This is a genomic window from Chelativorans sp. YIM 93263, assembly GCF_028767125.1.
GTDB lineage: Bacteria > Pseudomonadota > Alphaproteobacteria > Rhizobiales > Rhizobiaceae > Chelativorans.
Genome location: NZ_JAKCWP010000004.1, coordinates 331,519 through 350,419, shown reverse-complemented (window position 1 = coordinate 350,419; position 18,901 = coordinate 331,519). Strand labels below are relative to the sequence as shown.

The window sequence follows — 18,901 nt, the reverse complement described above, 5'->3', positions numbered from 1 at the left end:
ACGGGGCGCGACAGTAAAAGTAGCGGTAAAGCTAGCCCCGGGGCAGAAAGCTGAAGGTGCTTTCGAGGATCATAAGGGTCAGCGTGATCGTGGCGAACGAAACCGCGGTGGCGGCCAAAAGCGCGGAGGCTGATAACATTTGAATGCCGGCACGCTGACCAAGGAGCGGAAATATGCTGAGCATCGGCACCGAAGCGAAGATAACGCCGCTGGCCAGGGTAACGGGATTGATTTCGGGAATGGCGGAAAGAACCAGAAAAACGGCCAGCGGGTGCAGAACGAGCTTGCCGAAAACGATGAGGCTGATCCGCCGGTAGAGGCCGGCCATCGGCAATGAAGCGACCGTGCCGCCGATCACGAACAGCGCGATGGGGGAGGCTATCCCTGCAAGCATTTCAATGGACCGCGAGATAAAGCCGGGAACCGGTATACCGAGCGCGGAGACCAGCAGGGCGGCACAGAGTGCAATCAAAATCGGATTGCGGCCAACCTGACCGAGCGAGGTGGCGATCGCGTGTGCCATTCCACTGCCCTTCTCCGCCCGGGTGATTTCGACGATCGCGATTGCCAGCGGGATCATCAAAAGATTTTCGATCAGCATGCACTGGGCGAGCATCGGCGCGGCCGTAGAGCCGATGACCGAAAGTGCTATGGGATAGCCCATGAAACCGCTGTTGGAGGCGGACATGCCGAGCCCCATCATACCGGCTTCCCCCAAAGGGGCACGCGAAAGCGAGACGGCGGCGAACATGCCAGTGACGAAGACGCCAAGGGATGCCGCGCCAAACCCGAGGACGAACCTCCAGTCGACCGCCTCGCCGAGCGGCACTTCCGTCAGCGCGTTGAAAATCAGGGCCGGCAGAGCGATCTTGAGCACGAACTCGCCAACGGGGCGGATCTGCTCGGCCGCCACGTAGCCGGATTTGATCGAGATAAACCCAAGCGCGATGAGCGTGAACAGGGGCAGGATCGTTGCAAGTATCGACATTCACCGGTAACCGCCGAGGACACGGGAGAAAGGCGCGGGGGCGCCAGGAATTTGACTGTCCTTGTCTGCCAGCAATCGTGGCGAGGATCAAACCATGAACCCTACAGCTTTTCCGCCTCACGCTTGATCGCTTTCCAGCCAATGTCGCGGCGGAAGAAGCCCTCCGGCCAATCAATGCGATCCACAGCGGCGTAAGCAGCATCCCGCGCTTCCGTAACCGTAGGGCCGAGCGCCGTGACATTCAGCACGCGTCCGCCATTGGCCACGAGGCCGCCATCCCGCAATGCCGTGCCGGCCTGGAAGATTTCGATCCCGGGCGCTTCGGCTGTTTCCAGTCCCTTGATCACGCTGCCCTTTTCCGGGCTGCCCGGATATCCCTTGGCAGCCATAACAACGGTGAGTGCCGCGTCTCCCTGCCACCGCGCAGACATATGCTTGAGCTGGCCGTCGGCCGCCCCCTTCATCAAGGCCAGGAGATCGTCCCTGAGTCGGGGCATCAGGACCTGGCACTCCGGATCGCCGAAGCGCACATTGTATTCGATGAGGCTCGGGCCGTCCTTCGTTATCATCAGGCCGGCATAAAGAACACCGGTGAAGGGCGAGCCTACCTCCTCCATACCTTTCAGCGTCGGTTCGATGATGTCACGCATCGTTCGCTCGATCATGGCATCCGACATGACGGGAGCCGGTGAATAGGCGCCCATGCCGCCGGTGTTCGGGCCGGTATCGCCTTCGCCCACGCGCTTGTGATCCTGTGCGGTGCCGAAGGGGAGCGCCGTCTTGCCGTCGCAGAGGCAGAAGAAACTCGCTTCCTCTCCTTCAAGAAATTCCTCAATGACGACTTCTGCCCCCGAAACCCCGAAAAGGCCGGAGAAGCAATCGTCGATCGCGGCGAAAGCCTCCTCCTCGCTCGCGGCTATGGTCACGCCCTTGCCGGCCGCCAACCCATCGGCCTTGACCACGATCGGCGCGCCGACGTTACGCACATAATCCTTTGCGTGATCGGCATCGCTAAAACGTGCGTAAGCTGCGGTCGGGATGCTGTATCGGGCGCAAAGATCCTTGGTAAAGCCCTTGGAGCCTTCCAGCCTTGCCGCATCGGCCGTGGGGCCGAAAACAGGTATGTCGGCGGCGATCAGGTCGTCCGCAAGACCGGCGACCAGCGGCGCCTCGGGACCGACAACCACGAAATCGATCTCGTTGTCCCGGCAGAAATACACCACCGCCTGATGATCTTTTACGTCCAGACCCACACATTCGGCATGGCCGGCAATGCCAGGGTTGCCTGGGGCCGCATAGAGCTTTTCCAGCAACGGTGAAGCGGCGATCTTCCAGGCAAGCGCATGCTCGCGACCGCCGGAACCAATCAAAAGAACTTTCATCCTACCCCAAGCCATCCATGCATTGTTGTGCTGGCAACGGGCTATGGGCGAAATGGTTCGAGGTCAAGCTGCCGGGCCGGCAGCGTCATATCGCGGCTTGACGGAAGGGCGGCGGCTTGCCACTCCAAGGATGGCGAAAACCACAGGAAGGCAGAGCCATGGATACCATACAGTCGCGGCAGGCGCGGGGCCGCGTCGCCGACGCTCCCTCAGGCCATTGGGTCTACCGCCTGCTGCCGCGCGCGGCATGGCCTTATGCACAGCTTGCGCGCTGGGACCGTCCGATCGGCTGGAAGCTCCTGATGTGGCCCTGCTGGTGGTCGCTCGCCATGGCGGCAAGCGCGGGCGCACAGCCGGGCGCTGCACTGCCCTATGTCTGGCCGTCGCCGTGGCTCCTGGTTCTGTTTGCGATCGGCGCGATTGCCATGCGCGGGGCGGGGTGCACCTATAACGATCTGGTCGACCAGCGGATCGACGACGCCGTGGAGCGAACTCGCTCGCGCCCCCTGCCCTCTGGCCAGGTCTCGCGCAAGCAGGCCTGGGCCTTTCTTATCGTTCAGGCGCTTACCGGGCTTCTGGTGCTGCTTCAGTTCAACGCGTTTGCAATCCTGCTGGGCTGCGCGTCGCTGGCCGTGGTGGCCATTTATCCCTTTGCGAAGAGATTCACCGATTGGCCGCAACTCTTTTTGGGCCTTGCGTTTTCCTGGGGCGCGCTGCTGGGCTGGGCCGCCCATTTCGGCTCTCTCTCACTGGCGCCTTTTCTGCTGTATTGCGGCTCGATTCTGTGGGTGATCGGCTATGACACGATCTATGCCCATCAGGACAAGGAGGATGACGCCATCGTCGGCGTGCGCTCGACGGCACTGCTCTTCGGCCAGAATACCAAAAAATGGCTGGTGGCGCTCTTTGGCGGCGCGCTTCTCTTCTTCGCGGTTGCGTTTGCCAATGCTGCCGTCCCGATGCCCGCGCTAGCGGGGCTGCTGGCTGCCGGGGCCCATATGGCTCGGCAGATCCGGACCCTCGATATCGACGATCCGGACCAATGCCTTACGCTTTTCAAATCGAATACAATGGTTGGCTGGCTGATTTTCCTCGGCTTGCTCGGCGGTGGCCTCTGGGCAAGCATCAGCCCCTACTTCTGACCTATTCGCGGGAGATGATTTCCTCGCCCTCGACAATCAGGCGCAGGCCGAGCGAACCTTGCTTGCGCCTTGCGAGGAAGCGTGGACGGCGCCGGCGTACAGTATCGCCCTGCCGCCGCCTCTTTGGTGGCTCGGTGCGCAGGTAGCCGAGCGATTCGTCAAGAGTCCGTGCCACCCCGTCGGATTCGACCAGCATCATCGGCAGATTAAACCCTTCCGCCCATGCGCGCCAATCGGCCGCGACGTCGTAAAGGTTTCCCGCAACGAGCAGGGGAACCGAAAGCATCGGGTCCTTGTGCAGAAGTTCGAGCGTAACAGTGACCTCCCCATCCTCATCCTCAATAGCGCGCGCGGCAACACCGCGGAACGCATTTGGCGGTAAAGCGAACGTTACCGGGATTCGGCTCCGATCAAGCACGCGGTGCATGCGAACGCCGCGCTTGCCGATGGTGAACGTCACTTCTCCAAAATGATCATGCGATGCGTAGCTGACCATCTGTGGAAGCTGGAACGGGTCGAGCCGCATCGTGCGGCCGGCCCAAACTGGCTTAAGACCACTCGCCATAATATGTGCCTTCCTGTTCTCCTGAGAGCCGGTTTTCCGGTCCCTCTTGGGCTGGTTTTATTTCCCGCCTCTTATGGAGTGCGACACTAGCTTGTGGTTCTTACTCTCTGGCTTAGAAACGAAGTTAAATTTTGCTGATTTTGCACATCTGTATGCCTTTCAAGCCGTCAATCTTTTGGAAAGCATCTTCAGCAAATTGTCGGCTTTTCAGGCGATCTCGGTCGCGAGCAGCGTGTCCATCAAGCGGCCCTTTTCCGGCATTCGTTCATCGATGCCGGCGAGCCGCATCGACATCCAGAGCCCCGCCAGGTTAGAGGTGACGACCGGGCAGCCGATACGCTCTTCGATTTCCGGCGCGAAGGTCGCCGCCGGCATGGCCGTGCAGGAGACGAACAGGGCCTCGGCGCCGGGCACCATCGCCGCTGCCGCGGCGTCGACGATCGACCGGCGCTCCAGCCGTGCCATGTCGCGATCATCGGCAATGCCGAGACCGTGCGCATTCAACACGTCCAGTCCGTTCGCCTCAAGATGGTTGACGACTTCCGTGGCGGTCTCGGAGACGTAGGGGGTCATGACAGCGATTCGGCGCGTTCCCAAAGCACGAAAGGCCCGCTTGGCCGCCTTTATGGGCGTCACGACTTCAACGTCGGGGCAACCGGCGCCGATGGCCTCGGCCACCTTGTCCTCGCCAAGCACGATTGTGGCCGAGGTGCAGGAAAAATAAAGAGCCGAGAGCGGCACGCCGGGCACGATCAGCCGCGCGGCATCTCCCAGATGCGGCAGCGTGCGGACAAGCTGTTCCGGCGCGGTCGGGTTCTCGAACGGAACGCGCGTTGCGCACACGGCAACGGAGTCTGGCACCAGAGCACGGATATCGCGCTCGGTCGTCAGGTCCGTAGCGAGCAGAAGGGCGCCAATGACCGGGCACTGCGCCCCGTAATTCAGTTGATCCATAAAAGCCTCTTGCAGGATTTAAATGACCTTGCCCGGATTCATGATGTTGGCGGGATCGAAGGAATTCTTTATCCGGCGCATGAGGTCGGTGGCGATTTCGGACTGGGTTGCAAGCAATTCCTCGCGCTTCATGCGGCCGATACCGTGTTCGGCGGAGAAGGAGCCGCCGAGCTCGCGCACGACGGCGTGAACCGCTTCGTTCATGGGACGATATTGAGCCAGAAACGGGCCACGCTCAGCGCCGGCGGGCTGTGAGATGTTGTAGTGCAGATTGCCGTCGCCCATGTGCCCGAAGCAGACGACGCGAGAGCCGGGCACCACCTTTTGCACCGCCTCCCCTGCCTTGGCGATGAATTCGGGGATCGCCGAGACAGGCACCGAAATATCGTGCTTGATGGACGCGCCTTCGGGCTTCTGTGATTCCGACATTGCCTCTCTCAGACGTCGCAACTCCGCAACTTGTGCCTCGCTCTGAGCGATCACTGCGTCGAGAACGAGGCCTTGCTCTAGTCCGCCGCCGAGAATGTCCTCCATCAATGTCCGCGCATCCTCTGCCGAGCGGCCGGACGAGATCTCGACAAGCACGTGCCAGGGATGGCTTTCGCCAAAAGGTGCCTGCGTGCCCGGCATATGCTTCAGGACAAACTCGAGCGGGGTCCTGCCCATCAATTCAAAAGCCGTCAGGGCTGTTCCAGCCTTTTCGTTCGCGGCGTTGAAAAGCGCCAGCGCGTCGACCGGCGAACTGACCGCGGCCCAAGCGAGTTCGCGCCCCTTGGACTTAGGGTGGAGTTTTAGGACCGCGGCAGTGATGACGCCCAGCGTGCCTTCCGCCCCGACAAAGAGGTTCTTCAGATCGTATCCGGTGTTGTCCTTCTTGAGCTTGCGCAGATCATCCAGCACTTCACCCGTTGGCAGGACCACCTCGACGCCGAGGCACAGGTCGCGCGATGTGCCGTATGCCAGCGCGCCGATACCGCCGGCGTTGGAAGAAAGATTGCCTCCGATCTGGCAGGAGCCCTGGGAGGCAAGCGAGAGAGGGAAAAGCCGATCGTTTCTGTCTGCTTCTTCCTGCAAGGTTTGCAGGACGACGCCTGCCTCGGCCGTGACCGTGTTGGCGCTGAGATCGAGCTCGCGAATCCGGTTGAGCCGGGACAGGGACAGCACCACCTCACCGCCGGTCCCGTCCGGCATCTGTCCGCCGACCAGGCCCGTGTTGCCGCCCTGGGGCACGACGGACGTGCCGGTTTGCGTCGCCAGTTTCAGGATTTGGCTGACTTCCTCCGTGCTGCCCGGCTTCAGAACGAGGCCGGTCTGCCCGCCGAAGAGGCCGCGCGGCTCTTCGATGTGGGGGGCGATGTCTCCCGGTTCACGGAGTGCATGCCGTGCCCCGACAATGGCGGCGAAGCGTTCGACAAGTCCCGGATCCAGAGCTTTCGGTTGCGCATCCATGACCGGTATCTATGCTCTCTTTCCATGCGTGTCACGTGGTGCGGCCGCGCGCGCCAGGCGGTCGTTGATCGCTTCGCCGAGCCCCTCCCGCGGAACGGGTTCGACGGCGATGACGGGCGGGTTCGTTCGATCCAGTTCCGTAAGATGCGCAAAGAGATTGGTCGCGGCCTCGCGCAAGTCGCCGGAGGGCGACAGATTTCGTACCTCGACGGCCAAGTTCGCACCCTGCGCGCGGTCGGGACCGAACGCCAACAAAGCTTCGCCCGACCTGACGTCCTCCGCGCCAAGGCGGATGCGTGCATTCGGTGCGTAGTGGGAAGCCAGCATACCGGGCGCTTCCACCCCCTTCGCCCCGCGAGAAAGGGAGCGCCCGGCAACTTTTTCGATCTCCTCCGCGGTGATGCCGCCGGGACGCAGAAGCGTCACCGCGTCTCCATCTATTTTGATGATGGTGGATTCGAGCCCGACCGTCGTCGGCCCGCCATCGACGATCAGTTCGATGCGATCCCCGAGGCCGGCATCCACCGCCGCTGCCGTCGTCGCGCTCACGCGGCCGGAGATGTTGGCGCTGGGCGCGGCGAGCGGACGCCCAAGCCGGGCGATGAGCTCACGCCCGAAGCCGCGGGGGAGGCGCAGGGCAATGGTGTCGAGGCCGGCCGTCACCAGCGGATGAATGCCGGACTCCGGCCGGTGCGGCAGCACCATGGTGAGCGGCCCGGGCCAGAATGCGTCTGCCAGCCGCCCGGCCAGAGGCGAAAGAACCGCGATACGTTCGGCCATCGCGCGATCGGAGACATGGGCGATCAGCGGATTGAAGCGCGGGCGGCCCTTCGCTTCGAATATCCCGGCGACGGCTTCGCCATTTGTCGCATCCGCCGCCAGGCCATAAACCGTCTCGGTCGGAATAGCCACGGGCTTGCCTGCCGCCAGTAAGCGGCGGGCCGGTTCCAGCGCCAAGTCTTGAGGCAGGATTTCAGCCAAGCCATGCTCCACTTCGATGCGAGCGGTGCTATCCCGTATTTCAGCGACGGGCAAGCGGCAGCGCATTCGCTGGCGCAGCAATTGTCAGTATTGGCAAACAGGCTCCTTGACGGCGCGGAGCCTGCGGCGCACCTTCGCGCGACTTCTCGCTGGAGGAACGTCCATGTTCATTCTGATGAAAACGCTTCACCTGTTCGGCCTCATGCTGGGCGCCGGCGGCGGGCTGGGGAGCATGTTTCTTTCCATACAGGCAAAACGCGCGGAAGGGCCGCCCTCGCCGGCGCTGGTGGCGCTTCGGAAGAATTTTTCGCTTGCCGCGCTGGTCGGCGTTCTTCTTCTCTGGGCGACCGGGCTGTGGCTTTGGTTGGTGGATTATAACGGCGCGCTGCTCGGGATTGCCTTCTGGTTGAAAATTCTTGCCGCGGTACTCATCCTCGGCATCCTCGTCGCGGTGCGGGTCGCCATGGCGCGCACGCCGGTGGGAAACCCGCCGCCCGCGTGGATTCAGCGGCTCGGGCCGGCCGCCGGCGTGCTGTCCTACATCGCCGTGGCGCTGGCCGTGATCGTGTTTGCCTAGTGCGGAATGCAATCGGGTGGAATTCCACCTGACCGAAAAAAGAGTCGCCGCACGCTATCGCCGCCACGCCCGGCTGTTACGCCGTCTGGCCTTTGTCAAAGAACCCGCTCTTCGTCGCAANTGGCCGTGATCGTGTTTGCCTAGTGCGGAATGCAATCGGGTGGAATTCCACCTGACCGAAAAAAGAGTCGCCGCACGCTATCGCCGCCACGCCCGGCTGTTACGCCGTCTGGCCTTTGTCAAAGAACCCGCTCTTCGTCGCAAAAGAGCGGTATGGGAAGACGGGCGGCCAAAGCGTCGCTCGTCTAAATTTTACTGCGACCCTCGGGCCGCCCGTCCGGCCGCTGTCCCGCGGTTGGCCGGTCACTCGGGCTTCTCTCTCCGTCCCGGCTGCACCCAATTAGGGGGTGGTCTTGGCCGGGCCGAAGAAGAAGACCTAGCGGCTTCTCCGCGGCTGCCCGACACCGTCTCTCACCCGGTGCCCGGTTTTTCCGGCGATGCTGTCTGTCACCCAGCACCCCGGCGCCGCCGGCCTATTGCGGGCCCTCACATGCCTCCAGGTACCGGACCCCTGGAGGGGGAGGCTGCCGCCGCCCTCCCGAACACCCGGTGCGCATCCGGTTCCCGTGAGGGCGATGGGTGCATGATAAGAGCGGCTGGGCGGGGTGGGGATAAATTGGCTTGAAAAAAGTTGGAGAAAATTTGTGGGAGTGAGGGAAAACAATGCGTTGGGTCGAAGGAAGGGTGCGGTGGCAGCGATTTTTATCCCCGCGCAGGGGTACGTTTTCCGGAAGCGCCGACGTGTTTCATCGCCGCTCAGGCATGGATACCAAGGTCAAGCCTTGGTATGACGAAGGCGAGGATGGCGGCACTAATCTCGAATGTCGGCGACTGGCCGAAATGTCCTCCACCTCGTCATCCCAGGACTTGGTCCTAGGATCCATGCCTGAGCCTTCGTGCCGGAGATCATCGTCACGGATAGATCCCCGACATCTTCCGCTGCGCTTCGGATTCCGGGATGACGCCACGCTTTTTGCGGAAGGCCGGCGCGTTTTGTTGGGGATGAGCCCCTCTCTTGCGGATTTCTAATACTTAGCTTCCGCTTCGCTCCAGCTAAGATTTGAAATCGCTTTTTGGCCCTCCGCTATGGCTCCGGGCGTTCGTCGTTCAAAAAGCCAAATCATTGGCTTTTCGTCTGCTGCGCAGATCACTCCTCACCCCACAAGGGGAGAGATACGGGCGGCTCCCACGCCTCGGCAAATCACCTTATTGCGATTGGCGAAACCCGTAATGTCGGCGTTATATCGCCCCTTGCGGGAGAGAAAGCAAATTCTGGGGTTTGGCGCAGCCAAGCCCATAGAATTTCCAAAGAGAGGGGTGCTCCTGTTTAACCGCCGTAGTGGAATAAACCCCGGGACGGGCGAACCCGCCCGCCGGTTCAGCCCGCGATTCGCGAAAAATCTGCCACCTGGCCGGTTGCCTGCCGGATGCGGGCCAAAAGGGCGAGGCGATTGGCGCGAACCGATTCATTCTCCGCATTTACGAGAACCTCCTCAAAAAAGGAGTCGATCGGCGCGCGCAGCGCGGCCAAAGCCTTCATCGCAGCTGAAAAGTCTTGTTTTCCAAGTACTTCTCCGACTTCGCTCTCGGCCTGATTCACGGCACTGAAAAGTTGAGTCTCGGCTTTTTCCTCTAAGAGGGCGGGGTCCACGCTCTCGGCAATATGCGTGCCCTTTTTCTCCTCCGCCGCGACAATGCTGACGGCGCGGTTGGTGCCTGCCAGGAGGTTCTGGCCGTCCTCGGTGCCGAGGAGTTCCGATAGCGCTTCGACGCGGCGGACGATGAGAAGAAGGTCGTCATTCCATGCCGGATCGCCGCTACCACTTGCCAGCACGGCGTCTATGAGATCGTAGCGGGCGCCCTGATCGCGGAGATAGACTTTCAGGCGGTCGTGGAAGAAGGAGAGGAGGTCGGGGCCAACTGAGTGCGCATCCTGTATCGCATCATTGAGTTGCCTGTCGAAATCGGCGGCAGGATATTTCTTGGCGGCCTCCAGCAAGTCTGCCGCAAAGCTTAATCTCTGTTGGTCGTAACGTCGTTTAGCATCATCTATTATCTGGGTGGCGACAGCTATTGCTCTACGGCTTGTTCCGACGCTCTCCCGTAGATTCTCCGCGAACTTCATAGATACCGCTGATCGTTCTACAATTTCCGCCAAGTTCAGCCTTATCCCATTCTCCACCAAGATCCGGATCACGCCCAGAGCTGCCCTACGCAGCGCATAAGGGTCCTTGCTCCCCGTCGGCTTTTCGTCGATGGCCCAGAAGCCGACGAGCATGTCGAGTTTGTCGGCCAGTGCGACGGCGACTGACACCGGATCGGTCGGCACAACATCGGAGGGGCCGAGGGGCTTATAGTGCTCCTCGATGGCTCGGGAGACGGACGGGTCCTCGCCCTGAAGCTCCGCATACTCGCGGCCCATGGCGCCCTGGAGTTCGGGGAACTCGCCCACAACCTCGGTCTGCAAATCGGCCTTGGCGAGCACGGCGGCGCGGTCGGCCAGATCGGGATCGGCGCCGACGATCGGCGCAAGCTCGCGTGCGAGGCGGCGGATGCGCTCAACGCGCTCGCCTTGCGTGCCTAGCTTGGCGTGGAAGGTGACATTCAGATGGTCGAGCCGCGCCATGCGCTGGTCGAGCGGCTTCTTCAGATCGAGGCGGAATTTTTCGGCGGATTCGGTCAGGTCGCCGAGATCCGGCAGGTCGGCCTGGTCGGTCTTCCAGAAATAATGCGCGTCGGAAAGGCGGGCGCGCACCACCTTGCCGTTGCCGTAGGCGATCTCCTTGCCGCCGTCCTTGGCCTCGATGTTGGCCGTGATGATGAAGCGGTTGGACAGCTTGGCCTCGCGCTGCGGTCCTTCGACAGGCTCAGGATGAGGGATTGCGGGGCGGGTGACGAAGCATTTCTGGTTGGCGCGGATGGTGAGGCGGACGACTTCGGAGGGGATTTCGAGGTATTCTTCCTCGAACTCGCCCATGAGCACGACGGGCCATTCGACCAAGCCGGAGACTTCCTCAAGCAGGCCCTCGTCCTCGACCAGATCGAGGCCGTTGGCGAAGGCAAGATTCTTGGCATCGTCAAGGATCATGCGCTTGCGCCGCTCGGGATCGAGCACGACCTTGGCCGCTTCGAGGCTCTCCACATAATCGTCAAAGCGGCGCACGGTGATGGGATCGGGCGCGTGGAAGCGGTGACCGCGGGTGATGTTGGAGGAGCGGATTCCGTCGACCTCGATATCGACGACGACCGGCTCCTCGGTCTCCGGGCCGAAGGTGCAGAGGATGGACTGGAGCGGGCGCACCCAGCGCAACGAGCCGGGATTGCGCGAAGCCGCGCCCCAGCGCATGGATTTCGGCCAGGGGAAGTCGCGGATGATGGCGGGCATCATCTCGGCGACGATCTCTTCAGCCGCCCTGCCCTTCTTTTCGAACACGGCGACGTAGAAATCACCCTTCTTGGGATCGGAGCGGACTTCCGCCTCCTCGACTGAAGAAAGGCCCGCGCCGCGCAGGAAGCCTTGGACAGCCTTTTCCGGCGCGTCCGTGCGCGGGCCCTTGCGCTCCTCGCGTACATCCTTCGAGTGGGCGGTGACGCCGCGCACGTCCAGCGCCAGGCGGCGCGGTGTCCAGTATTCGGTGGCGGCCTCATAGGTCAGTCCCGCCTCGACCAGACCGTCCGTGACGCGCTTCTTCAACTCGCCGGCGGCCTTGCGCTGCATGCGGGCGGGGATTTCTTCACTGCGAAGTTCAAGAAGAAGGTCGGGCATGGAAGGTCTCTGAAGGGCTACGTATGGCGGGGCAATAGCAAGTCCGTCTGCCGATGTCACCACTTCGGTGATATCGGCCCTGAACGACAGCACGGGTCACACACTGGCGGAAGAGGCAGTGCTGTAGGAAACCGGCAGCTATTCAGTGGCGCTCGTGCCTAGCAGAAAGGCTCAGGCATGGATCCTCGGGTCAAGCCCGAGGATGACGAGAGTGGGGTGCTTCGGCTAAGCCGGTCGGGGCCCTATAAAAGCGCGTGAACGCCCCTATTCCATCTTGCTCTAGGCCGCTTGTGCTTCGACGGAGGCTCCGCCCGCCTCCGTCAGGAGGAATGCCTCACCACAGGCCTTGGCCAGATCGCGCACGCGCAGGATGTAGCTCTGGCGCTCGGTGACGGAGATGACGCCGCGCGCATCCATGATGTTGAAGACGTGGGACGCCTTGATGCACTGGTCGTAGGCGGGGAAGACCATCTTGTGCAGCCCGCCCTCTTGCCCGGGTGCGCCGGCCTCCAGCAAAGCGCGGCATTCCTTCTCCGCGTCCTCGAAATGGCGGAAGAGGATGGCGGTGTCGGCATGCTCGAAGTTGAAACGGGAATATTCTCGCTCGGCCTGCAGGAAGACCTCGCCGTAGGTCACCTTGTCGGCGCCTTCCAGGCCGTTGAAGTTCAGTTCGTAGACGTTGTCCACGCCCTGCACATACATGGCCAGACGCTCCAGCCCGTAGGTGAGCTCGCCGGAGACGGGCGCGCACTCGATGCCGCAAACCTGCTGGAAGTAGGTAAACTGGGAAACCTCCATGCCGTCGCACCAACACTCCCAGCCCAGCCCCCAGGAGCCGGTGGTAGGGTTCTCCCAGTCGTCCTCAACGAAGCGGATATCGTGGGTGAGCGGGTCGAGGCCGATAGCTTCCAACGAGCCGAGATAAAGCTCCTGCAGGTTGGTTGGGTTGGGCTTCAGGATAACCTGATACTGGTAATAGTGCTGAAGGCGGTTGGGGTTTTCCCCATAGCGGCCGTCCTTTGGCCGGCGGGACGGTTGCACGTAGGCGGCGTTCCACGACCGAGGGCCGAGGGCGCGCAGGGTCGTCGCCGGATGCAGGGTGCCGGCGCCTACCTCCATGTCGTAGGGCTGGAGGATGACGCATCCCTGCTGCGCCCAGTAGCTATGCAGGGTGAGGATCAGCCCCTGAAACGAACGGGCTGGATGCATATGCGGCAAAGGATCGGCGTTCACCAGGCGTCTCCGCGGCGTTCTATGGAAGCGCGCCTGTCCTATTGCGCGGCCGGGCGGGCGTCAAGCTGAACGCTTGGCGCTTTTCATTCCGGCAGCTTCAGCTCCTGGCCGGTGCGGATGCGGCCCGCGTCTCCCTGGAGCACGGGGTTGAGCTCGAGGATCTCACGAAAACGGTTCCCGTCACCAAGCTCCTCCGCCGCGATGGACCAAAGGGACTGACCGGGCTTGACCACATAGATGCTCGGCTCCGCCTCGAGCGAGGATCCCTCCAACTCGTCCGGCTTTTCACTATCCGCTTTGGGCTGCGCGAGCGGGACCTCGGTGGCGTCGTTCATGATCTCGCGGGGTGTATTGGCGGCATTGGCGAACTTGTCGCCCTCCTCCTCCGGGAGCCCGTTCTCCAGCTTTTCCTGAACCTCGGCCAGAAGATCCGCATCGGGGTCGAGATCCCGTGCGTGGGACCATTGGAAACGCGCTTCCAGACGGCGGCCGATCCGCCAATAGGCATCGCCCAGGTGGTCGTTGAGGATCGGATCCTCGGGACGCAACGAGACGGCGCGCTCCAGGTGCTCGACGGCTTCTTCGAAGTTGCCGAGCTTATAGTGCGCCCATCCCAGGGAATCGACGATATAGCCATCGCTCGGGCGCAACTCGACCGCCTTGCGGATGAGGTCCATCGCCTCGTTCAGGTTCATGTTCATGTCCACCCAGGAATAGCCGAGATAGTTCAGCACCTGCGGGTGTTCGGGATAAAGCTCCAGCGCCTTCTTGAAGTTCGGCTCCGCCTTCGGCCACTCCTTCAGTCGTTCGTACGCGATGCCGCGCTGATAGAAGATGTTCCAGTGGCGGCGCTGAGGATCATCGATCTGGGCAACGGCTTGATCGTAAAGCTCCGCAGCGGAGGCGAAATCCTTCTGCGCGGCATAGACGCCGCCGAGAGCTAGATAAGCGCGCAAATCGTCGGGATCAGCTTCCAGCGCATTCGTCAGATGCGTCACCGCCTCTTCATTGCGCTCAAGATCGGCCAGGTTCAAGCCGATCTGGAACTGGGCGAAACGGCCCCAGGGCGCGTCCTGGTCGATTTCAGTATAAAGGCTTATGGCGCGCTCGGAAGCCTTCTGGCGCTCGGCAACGCGCGCAAGCTGGACAAGGATCGTGTCGTTGCCGGGCCGCAGCGCCAGCGCATAATGCAGATAAAGGCGTACAAAGGAATCGCCGCCGCCGTTCGACAGTTCGGATGCCACATTCAGCAGAATCTCGGCAGCGCCGTCAGCCGGGCTCGCGACGACCTGTTCCAGCGTGTCGCCTGCCTCGAGCTGTTCGAGAAGCACGGAAATATTGGCCGTTCCGGCGCCGGAATCCTCCGCGTTGCGCAGCACCTCTATCGCCGCGTCCTGCTGACCCCGGCTCGAAAGATAAGCAGCAAAAGCGTGCGACATGCGGGCGGCTGTGCCCGGTGTCATGTTGCGCAGAGCGAATTCGCCGGTGATTTCCTCGAAAGCGTCCAGCGCCTTGTCGTGCTCGCCGGCATAGGCAAGAATCAGCGCGCGCTGATAATCGATGAAGAAGTCGTACCAGTTCGGTCCCTCAAGACTGCCAATCTGATCGAGCGCACCGTCCAGATCATCTTGCCCCAAATGGGCCCAGGCGGTCATAACGCCGGTGATCAGCCGGTCGAGATCGGACTCGACAACAAGGTCGAGCCAGGTTTCGGCCCTAGAATAGTCTTCCTCGTTGAAGGCGTTGACCGCAAGCGCCAGCCGTGAAAAGCGCTCCACCTCCGGCTCGCTCTTCAGGGACTCGGCATAGGGCAATGCCTCTTCCAGGCGGCCCTGCGCGATCAGCGAGAGCAGGAGGCTCTGCTGAAGCGCCGCATTGTCCGCGTCATAGGCCAGCGCGCGCTTGTAGTATGCGGATGCGCTCGCAAGGTCATTGTCCAACTCGGCCGACCGCGCAGCCAGAAAGGCGCCGGAAAGCGAGTGGGTTTCGACAGTCTCCGTCGCCTCACCGGTATTTGAGGCAAACCCCGTATTCGCCGAAACCGCCATCAAGGCGGCAAGCGCCGCGGTCGTTTTCCATCTCATTATTCGCCGCATCTTATCCCTTCCGTCCGGCCATCATCCGCCGTGAGCACGTTCCAACCCGCCGGAAATCACTTACTAGTAGCGGAGAATGGCCTTTTTGCGGAGACGCATCAACGGTCAAGAAGAGAAATTTGCCCCACGATCACGTGATGCGGCTTATGCAGAAGTCAATCACGTCCATCAGGGCCGATTTCTGAGGCGTATTATCGAGAGGCGCCAGAGCGTCTCGCGCGATTTCCCCAAAATGCCGGGCGCGCCCGATCGTATCGCCGATCGCGCCGTGGCGGTTCATCAGATTCACCGCCTCTTCAAGCGCCTCGTCACCGTTCTCGTTCTCCTCGATGGCACGCTTCCAGAAGGCGCGCTCCTCCCCCGATCCACGGCGATAGCTCAGAATGACCGGCAGTGTGACCTTCCCCTCGCGGAAATCATCGCCAACATTCTTGCCCAGGTCGCCGGCATTGCCGCCGTAATCCAGCGCATCGTCGACGAGTTGGAAGGCAAGGCCCAAATTGGTGCCGAAAGAACGTAGCGCCGCCCTATCGTTGCGCGAGGCGTCGGCAATGACGGGACCGACTTCGGCGGCGGCGGAAAAGAGCGCGGCCGTCTTGGCCTTGATAACGGCCAGGTATTCATCCTCGGTGGTCTCGAGGTTCTTGGCCACGCCGAGCTGCATGACCTCACCTTCGGCGATAATCGATGCGGCAGCGGAGAGTATATCAAGCGCCTCGAGCGAACCAACATCAACCATCATGCGGAATGCCTGGCCGAGCAGGAAGTCGCCGACGAGAACGCTTGCCTGGTTTCCCCAGATCATGCGCGCCGTTCTCTTGCCGCGGCGCATGGCGCTTTCATCCACCACGTCGTCATGCAGCAGCGTGGCTGTATGCATGAATTCGACGCTGGTAGCGAGCTTCACGTGCCCCTCGCCCGCATAGCCGAACATCTTTGCCGCGGCGAGCGTCACCATCGGGCGCAGACGCTTGCCACCGGATGAAATGAGATGACGTGCCAGCTCCGGAATCAGCTCCACATCGGAGCCCGCCTTTGACAGGATAAGCTCGTTGACACGATCCATGTCATCCCGCGTCAAGTCGATCAGCTTTTCAATCAAAGGCGCCTCTCGCTTACCGCCTTCCAGATTTACAACGACGCCTGACAGGAATTCCTCCATTGATACGTAGCCGGCTTGCGGGCGACTGTATGGCCGTGATCGGCTGCCTGCAAGCGGCGAAATAGCGCGGGAATCAACGTGGGGCAATGGGAATGCATTTACAAGCGGGCGGCAAGCTGCCAACGTCATCGCATGAAAGAACTCATTCGCACCAACGACGCCGTAACAATCTCCTTCGCCGAAAGCCTGCTGCGCGATGCGGGGATCGAGTTTTTCGTCGCGGACCAGAATATGAGCATCATGGAGGGTTCGCTTGGCGTTCTGCCACGACGCATCCTGGTGAAGCCGGAGGATGAACAGGCGGCACGACGCCTGTTGGCCGATGCAGGCATCGGCGAAACCAGCGGTGGCTCATAGCTGCCATGGCGAAGGAACCGCCCCCGGTGGGGCCGTCGGCAACGGTCGATGCTTTCCACCGCGGCCGTTTTCACCTGGTACAGCCGGCCTCGAAGGGACACCGCTCAGGCATAGACGCCATGCTTCTGGCCGGTGCCGTCCCCACCGGATTTCGTGGAAGGGCCGCCGACTTCGGCGCCGGCGCGGGGGCGGCGGGCCTCGCCGTAGCCACCCGCTGCGCGGAGGCGCACGTGACCCTGGTCGAACGCTCTGCGGAAATGAGCGGCTGCGCGCGGGCAAGCCTTGACCTGCCGGAAAACCAACACCTCGCTCCGCGGATCGAACTGCTTAAGGCCGACGTCGCGCTTCCCGGACAGGAGCGTGTGCGGGCGGGCCTCTCCGACCGAAGCTTCGATTTCATCATCATGAATCCGCCCTTCAACGCCGTGCGGGACCGGGCGACACCGGACCCGCTAAAGCGCGAAGCACATGTGATGACGGAAGGGCTGTTCGAGAAATGGCTGCGCACTGCAGCGGCAGTCGCCCGTCCCGGAGCCGAGGTGGCGGTAATCGCCCGGCCGGTTTCACTCCCCGAACTTCTGGCTGCACTCGGCAGCCGTTTCGGTGGCGCCGAAGTCCTGCCGATCCATCCGCGCCAGCGGGCGGAAGCAATCCGGATCATCATACGCGCGCGCCAGGGCTCTCGTGCCGGACTCAGGCTGCTCGACCCGCTCATTCTGCATGGCAGCGGACGCGATTTTACCGAACGTGCGGAGGCGGTGATAAATGGGCAGGTGCCGCTTTTTCGCTGATTTGAAGATTTAATCGAACAAAAGCGCCTTTAAGTGCATTTTTTCTTTCGAATCGAAATCCTTCACAACCGACAGATCGACGCCTACATGCAAGGCAACCGACACCGAGGAGACCCGCCGTGAACCAATCGTTGAAGCGCTTTCTGCCAGCGCCCCTTCGCTCCGATGCGGTCGTCATTCCCGTGGTCCGGCTGCAGGGGACGATTGCAACAGGCGGCGGTCCCATGCGGCAAAATCTTTCCCTCTCCGCAGTGGCCGGACTTCTGGACAAAGCTTTTTCCTATTCCGCGCCGGCAGTCGCCATCGCTGTCAATTCACCGGGCGGATCGCCCGTGCAGGCGCGCCTGATCTACAAGCGCATTCGCGACCTTGCGCAGGAAAAGAAGAAAAGCGTTCTCATTTTCGTGGAGGACGTCGCGGCTTCGGGCGGATACATGATCGCGGTGGCGGGTGACGAAATCATTGCCGACCCATCCTCGATCGTGGGCTCTATCGGAGTCGTTTCAGCCGGTTTCGGCTTCCAGGACATGATCAAGAAGATCGGGGTGGAACGGCGGCTCTATACCTCCGGACGCAACAAAGCCATTCTTGACCCGTTTCAGCCGGAAAAGCAGGAAGACATCGATCGCCTCAAGAAGTTGCAGGAGGAGGTGCACCAGGGATTTATCGGGCTCGTGAAGGAGCGGCGCGGCAGCAAGCTCGCCGACGATGATGACCTCTTCACCGGTCTTTTCTGGACAGGCGAGCGTGGACGCGATCTTGGCCTCGTCGACCATATCGGCGACATGCGCGGGTATCTGAAGAGCCGTTTCGGACCGAAGACGCGGATGAAACTGGTCAGCCAGCCGCGCGGTCTGTTCGGCCGCCCGTTAGGATTTTTCGGCTCGGAAACACGGAGCACGGAGATTGCATCCGCAGCCGCCACCGGATTGATCGAGGCTCTCGAGGAACAAGCGCTGTGGAAACGATACGGGCTCTGAGACGCATCGACATTCACGCCCGAACGGCTGCAAGTGGCGCTTTTTTTGCGCTTTCAGTACTCAGTACACTCCGCTCCGGGTCTCGAGAAGCGCCAGTTTCGCCGCGTACGACCCGCGAATCTCAACCGGCCTTTAGGGAGTGTTCATGCTATGCTCTCTTCGGCCTTTCGATGCCCACAATTCATGCGTATGATGGGTTCGTGATTGCCAGGAAGGAACTCCGGCCATGCCACAGCTAATCTTTTTCGCTGCAATCGCCATTGTCGCTTATATCGGCTATCGCGCTTTCGTGCGTGAGGCGGAACGCGTGGTGCAGCGCGCCCAGCGGGTTCGGAAAGAAGCCGCCACCGGGAGCAAGGGAACGCTGGTTAAAGACCCCGAGACGGGCGAGTATCGCCTGGCAAAAGATTAAGCCTTT

The 18,901-nt window shown here is 61.8% G+C and carries 16 protein-coding genes; 6 read left to right on the top strand and 10 right to left on the bottom strand.

Going from position 1 to position 18,901, the window contains the following annotated elements:
- Positions 1-31: 31 nt before the first annotated feature.
- Entirely contained in the window at positions 32-988 is a 957-nt protein-coding gene (locus tag LY631_RS11370) for an AEC family transporter (protein WP_274425468.1), read from the bottom strand.
- Positions 989-1,089: 101 nt separating this feature from the next.
- On the bottom strand, positions 1,090-2,370 hold the full coding sequence (purD, locus tag LY631_RS11365; protein WP_274425467.1) for a phosphoribosylamine--glycine ligase: 1,281 nt from the start codon (positions 2,368-2,370) through the stop codon (positions 1,090-1,092).
- A 158-nt stretch (positions 2,371-2,528) separates the two neighbouring features.
- On the opposite strand from purD, the gene ubiA reads away from it, so the two are divergent.
- On the top strand, positions 2,529-3,512 hold the full coding sequence (ubiA, locus tag LY631_RS11360) for a 4-hydroxybenzoate octaprenyltransferase (protein ID WP_274425465.1): 984 nt from the start codon (positions 2,529-2,531) through the stop codon (positions 3,510-3,512).
- 1 nt (position 3,513) lies between these two features.
- Here ubiA and LY631_RS11355 read toward each other — a convergent pair whose 3' ends face one another.
- The 4 genes from LY631_RS11355 to LY631_RS11340 all read right to left on the bottom strand — a co-directional run bounded on the left by LY631_RS11355 (position 3,514) and on the right by LY631_RS11340 (position 7,461).
- Positions 3,514-4,077: a DUF6101 family protein gene (locus tag LY631_RS11355; RefSeq protein WP_274425464.1), complete on the bottom strand. Its 564-nt coding sequence runs from the start codon at positions 4,075-4,077 to the stop codon at positions 3,514-3,516.
- A 207-nt stretch (positions 4,078-4,284) separates the two neighbouring features.
- Positions 4,285-5,031, bottom strand: a complete 747-nt coding sequence (locus LY631_RS11350) for an aspartate racemase/maleate isomerase family protein (protein WP_274425463.1) — start codon at positions 5,029-5,031, stop codon at positions 4,285-4,287.
- Positions 5,032-5,049: 18 nt separating this feature from the next.
- Positions 5,050-6,480: an FAD-binding oxidoreductase gene (locus tag LY631_RS11345; RefSeq protein ID WP_274425462.1), complete on the bottom strand. Its 1,431-nt coding sequence runs from the start codon at positions 6,478-6,480 to the stop codon at positions 5,050-5,052.
- A gap of 9 nt (positions 6,481-6,489) precedes the next feature.
- Entirely contained in the window at positions 6,490-7,461 is a 972-nt protein-coding gene (locus LY631_RS11340; RefSeq protein ID WP_274425461.1) for an L-threonylcarbamoyladenylate synthase, read from the bottom strand.
- A 163-nt stretch (positions 7,462-7,624) separates the two neighbouring features.
- Between LY631_RS11340 and LY631_RS11335 the strand changes: the two genes are divergently transcribed.
- Positions 7,625-8,038, top strand: a complete 414-nt coding sequence (locus LY631_RS11335) for a hypothetical protein (RefSeq protein ID WP_274425460.1) — start codon at positions 7,625-7,627, stop codon at positions 8,036-8,038.
- A gap of 1,438 nt (positions 8,039-9,476) precedes the next feature.
- Here the strand turns inward: LY631_RS11335 and glyS are convergent.
- From glyS to LY631_RS11315, 4 genes are all read right to left on the bottom strand, one after another.
- A complete protein-coding gene (gene glyS, locus LY631_RS11330; protein ID WP_274425457.1) occupies positions 9,477-11,864 on the bottom strand; it encodes a glycine--tRNA ligase subunit beta in 2,388 nt (795 codons plus the stop codon).
- A 279-nt stretch (positions 11,865-12,143) separates the two neighbouring features.
- Positions 12,144-13,073 (bottom strand): glycine--tRNA ligase subunit alpha, encoded by a 930-nt coding sequence (locus tag LY631_RS11325; protein ID WP_274425499.1) that lies wholly within the window; start codon positions 13,071-13,073, stop codon positions 12,144-12,146.
- A gap of 107 nt (positions 13,074-13,180) precedes the next feature.
- Positions 13,181-15,181 carry a tetratricopeptide repeat protein gene (locus LY631_RS11320; protein ID WP_274425456.1) on the bottom strand — a complete coding sequence of 667 codons (2,001 nt, stop codon included), beginning with the start codon at positions 15,179-15,181 and terminating at the stop codon, positions 13,181-13,183.
- Positions 15,182-15,323: 142 nt separating this feature from the next.
- Positions 15,324-16,355 carry a polyprenyl synthetase family protein gene (locus LY631_RS11315; RefSeq protein WP_274425455.1) on the bottom strand — a complete coding sequence of 344 codons (1,032 nt, stop codon included), beginning with the start codon at positions 16,353-16,355 and terminating at the stop codon, positions 15,324-15,326.
- Positions 16,356-16,487: 132 nt separating this feature from the next.
- On the opposite strand from LY631_RS11315, the gene LY631_RS11310 reads away from it, so the two are divergent.
- From LY631_RS11310 to LY631_RS11295, 4 genes are all read left to right on the top strand, one after another.
- Complete coding sequence (locus LY631_RS11310; protein WP_274425454.1) at positions 16,488-16,712, top strand: putative signal transducing protein; 225 nt, start codon at positions 16,488-16,490, stop codon at positions 16,710-16,712.
- A gap of 5 nt (positions 16,713-16,717) precedes the next feature.
- Positions 16,718-17,503 (top strand): tRNA1(Val) (adenine(37)-N6)-methyltransferase, encoded by a 786-nt coding sequence (locus tag LY631_RS11305; protein ID WP_274425453.1) that lies wholly within the window; start codon positions 16,718-16,720, stop codon positions 17,501-17,503.
- Positions 17,504-17,622: 119 nt separating this feature from the next.
- Positions 17,623-18,483, top strand: a complete 861-nt coding sequence (locus tag LY631_RS11300; RefSeq protein WP_274425452.1) for a S49 family peptidase — start codon at positions 17,623-17,625, stop codon at positions 18,481-18,483.
- Positions 18,484-18,709: 226 nt separating this feature from the next.
- Positions 18,710-18,895, top strand: coding sequence for an NfeD family protein (locus LY631_RS11295; protein WP_274425451.1), 186 nt, complete (start codon positions 18,710-18,712; stop codon positions 18,893-18,895).
- Positions 18,896-18,901 lie beyond the last annotated feature (6 nt).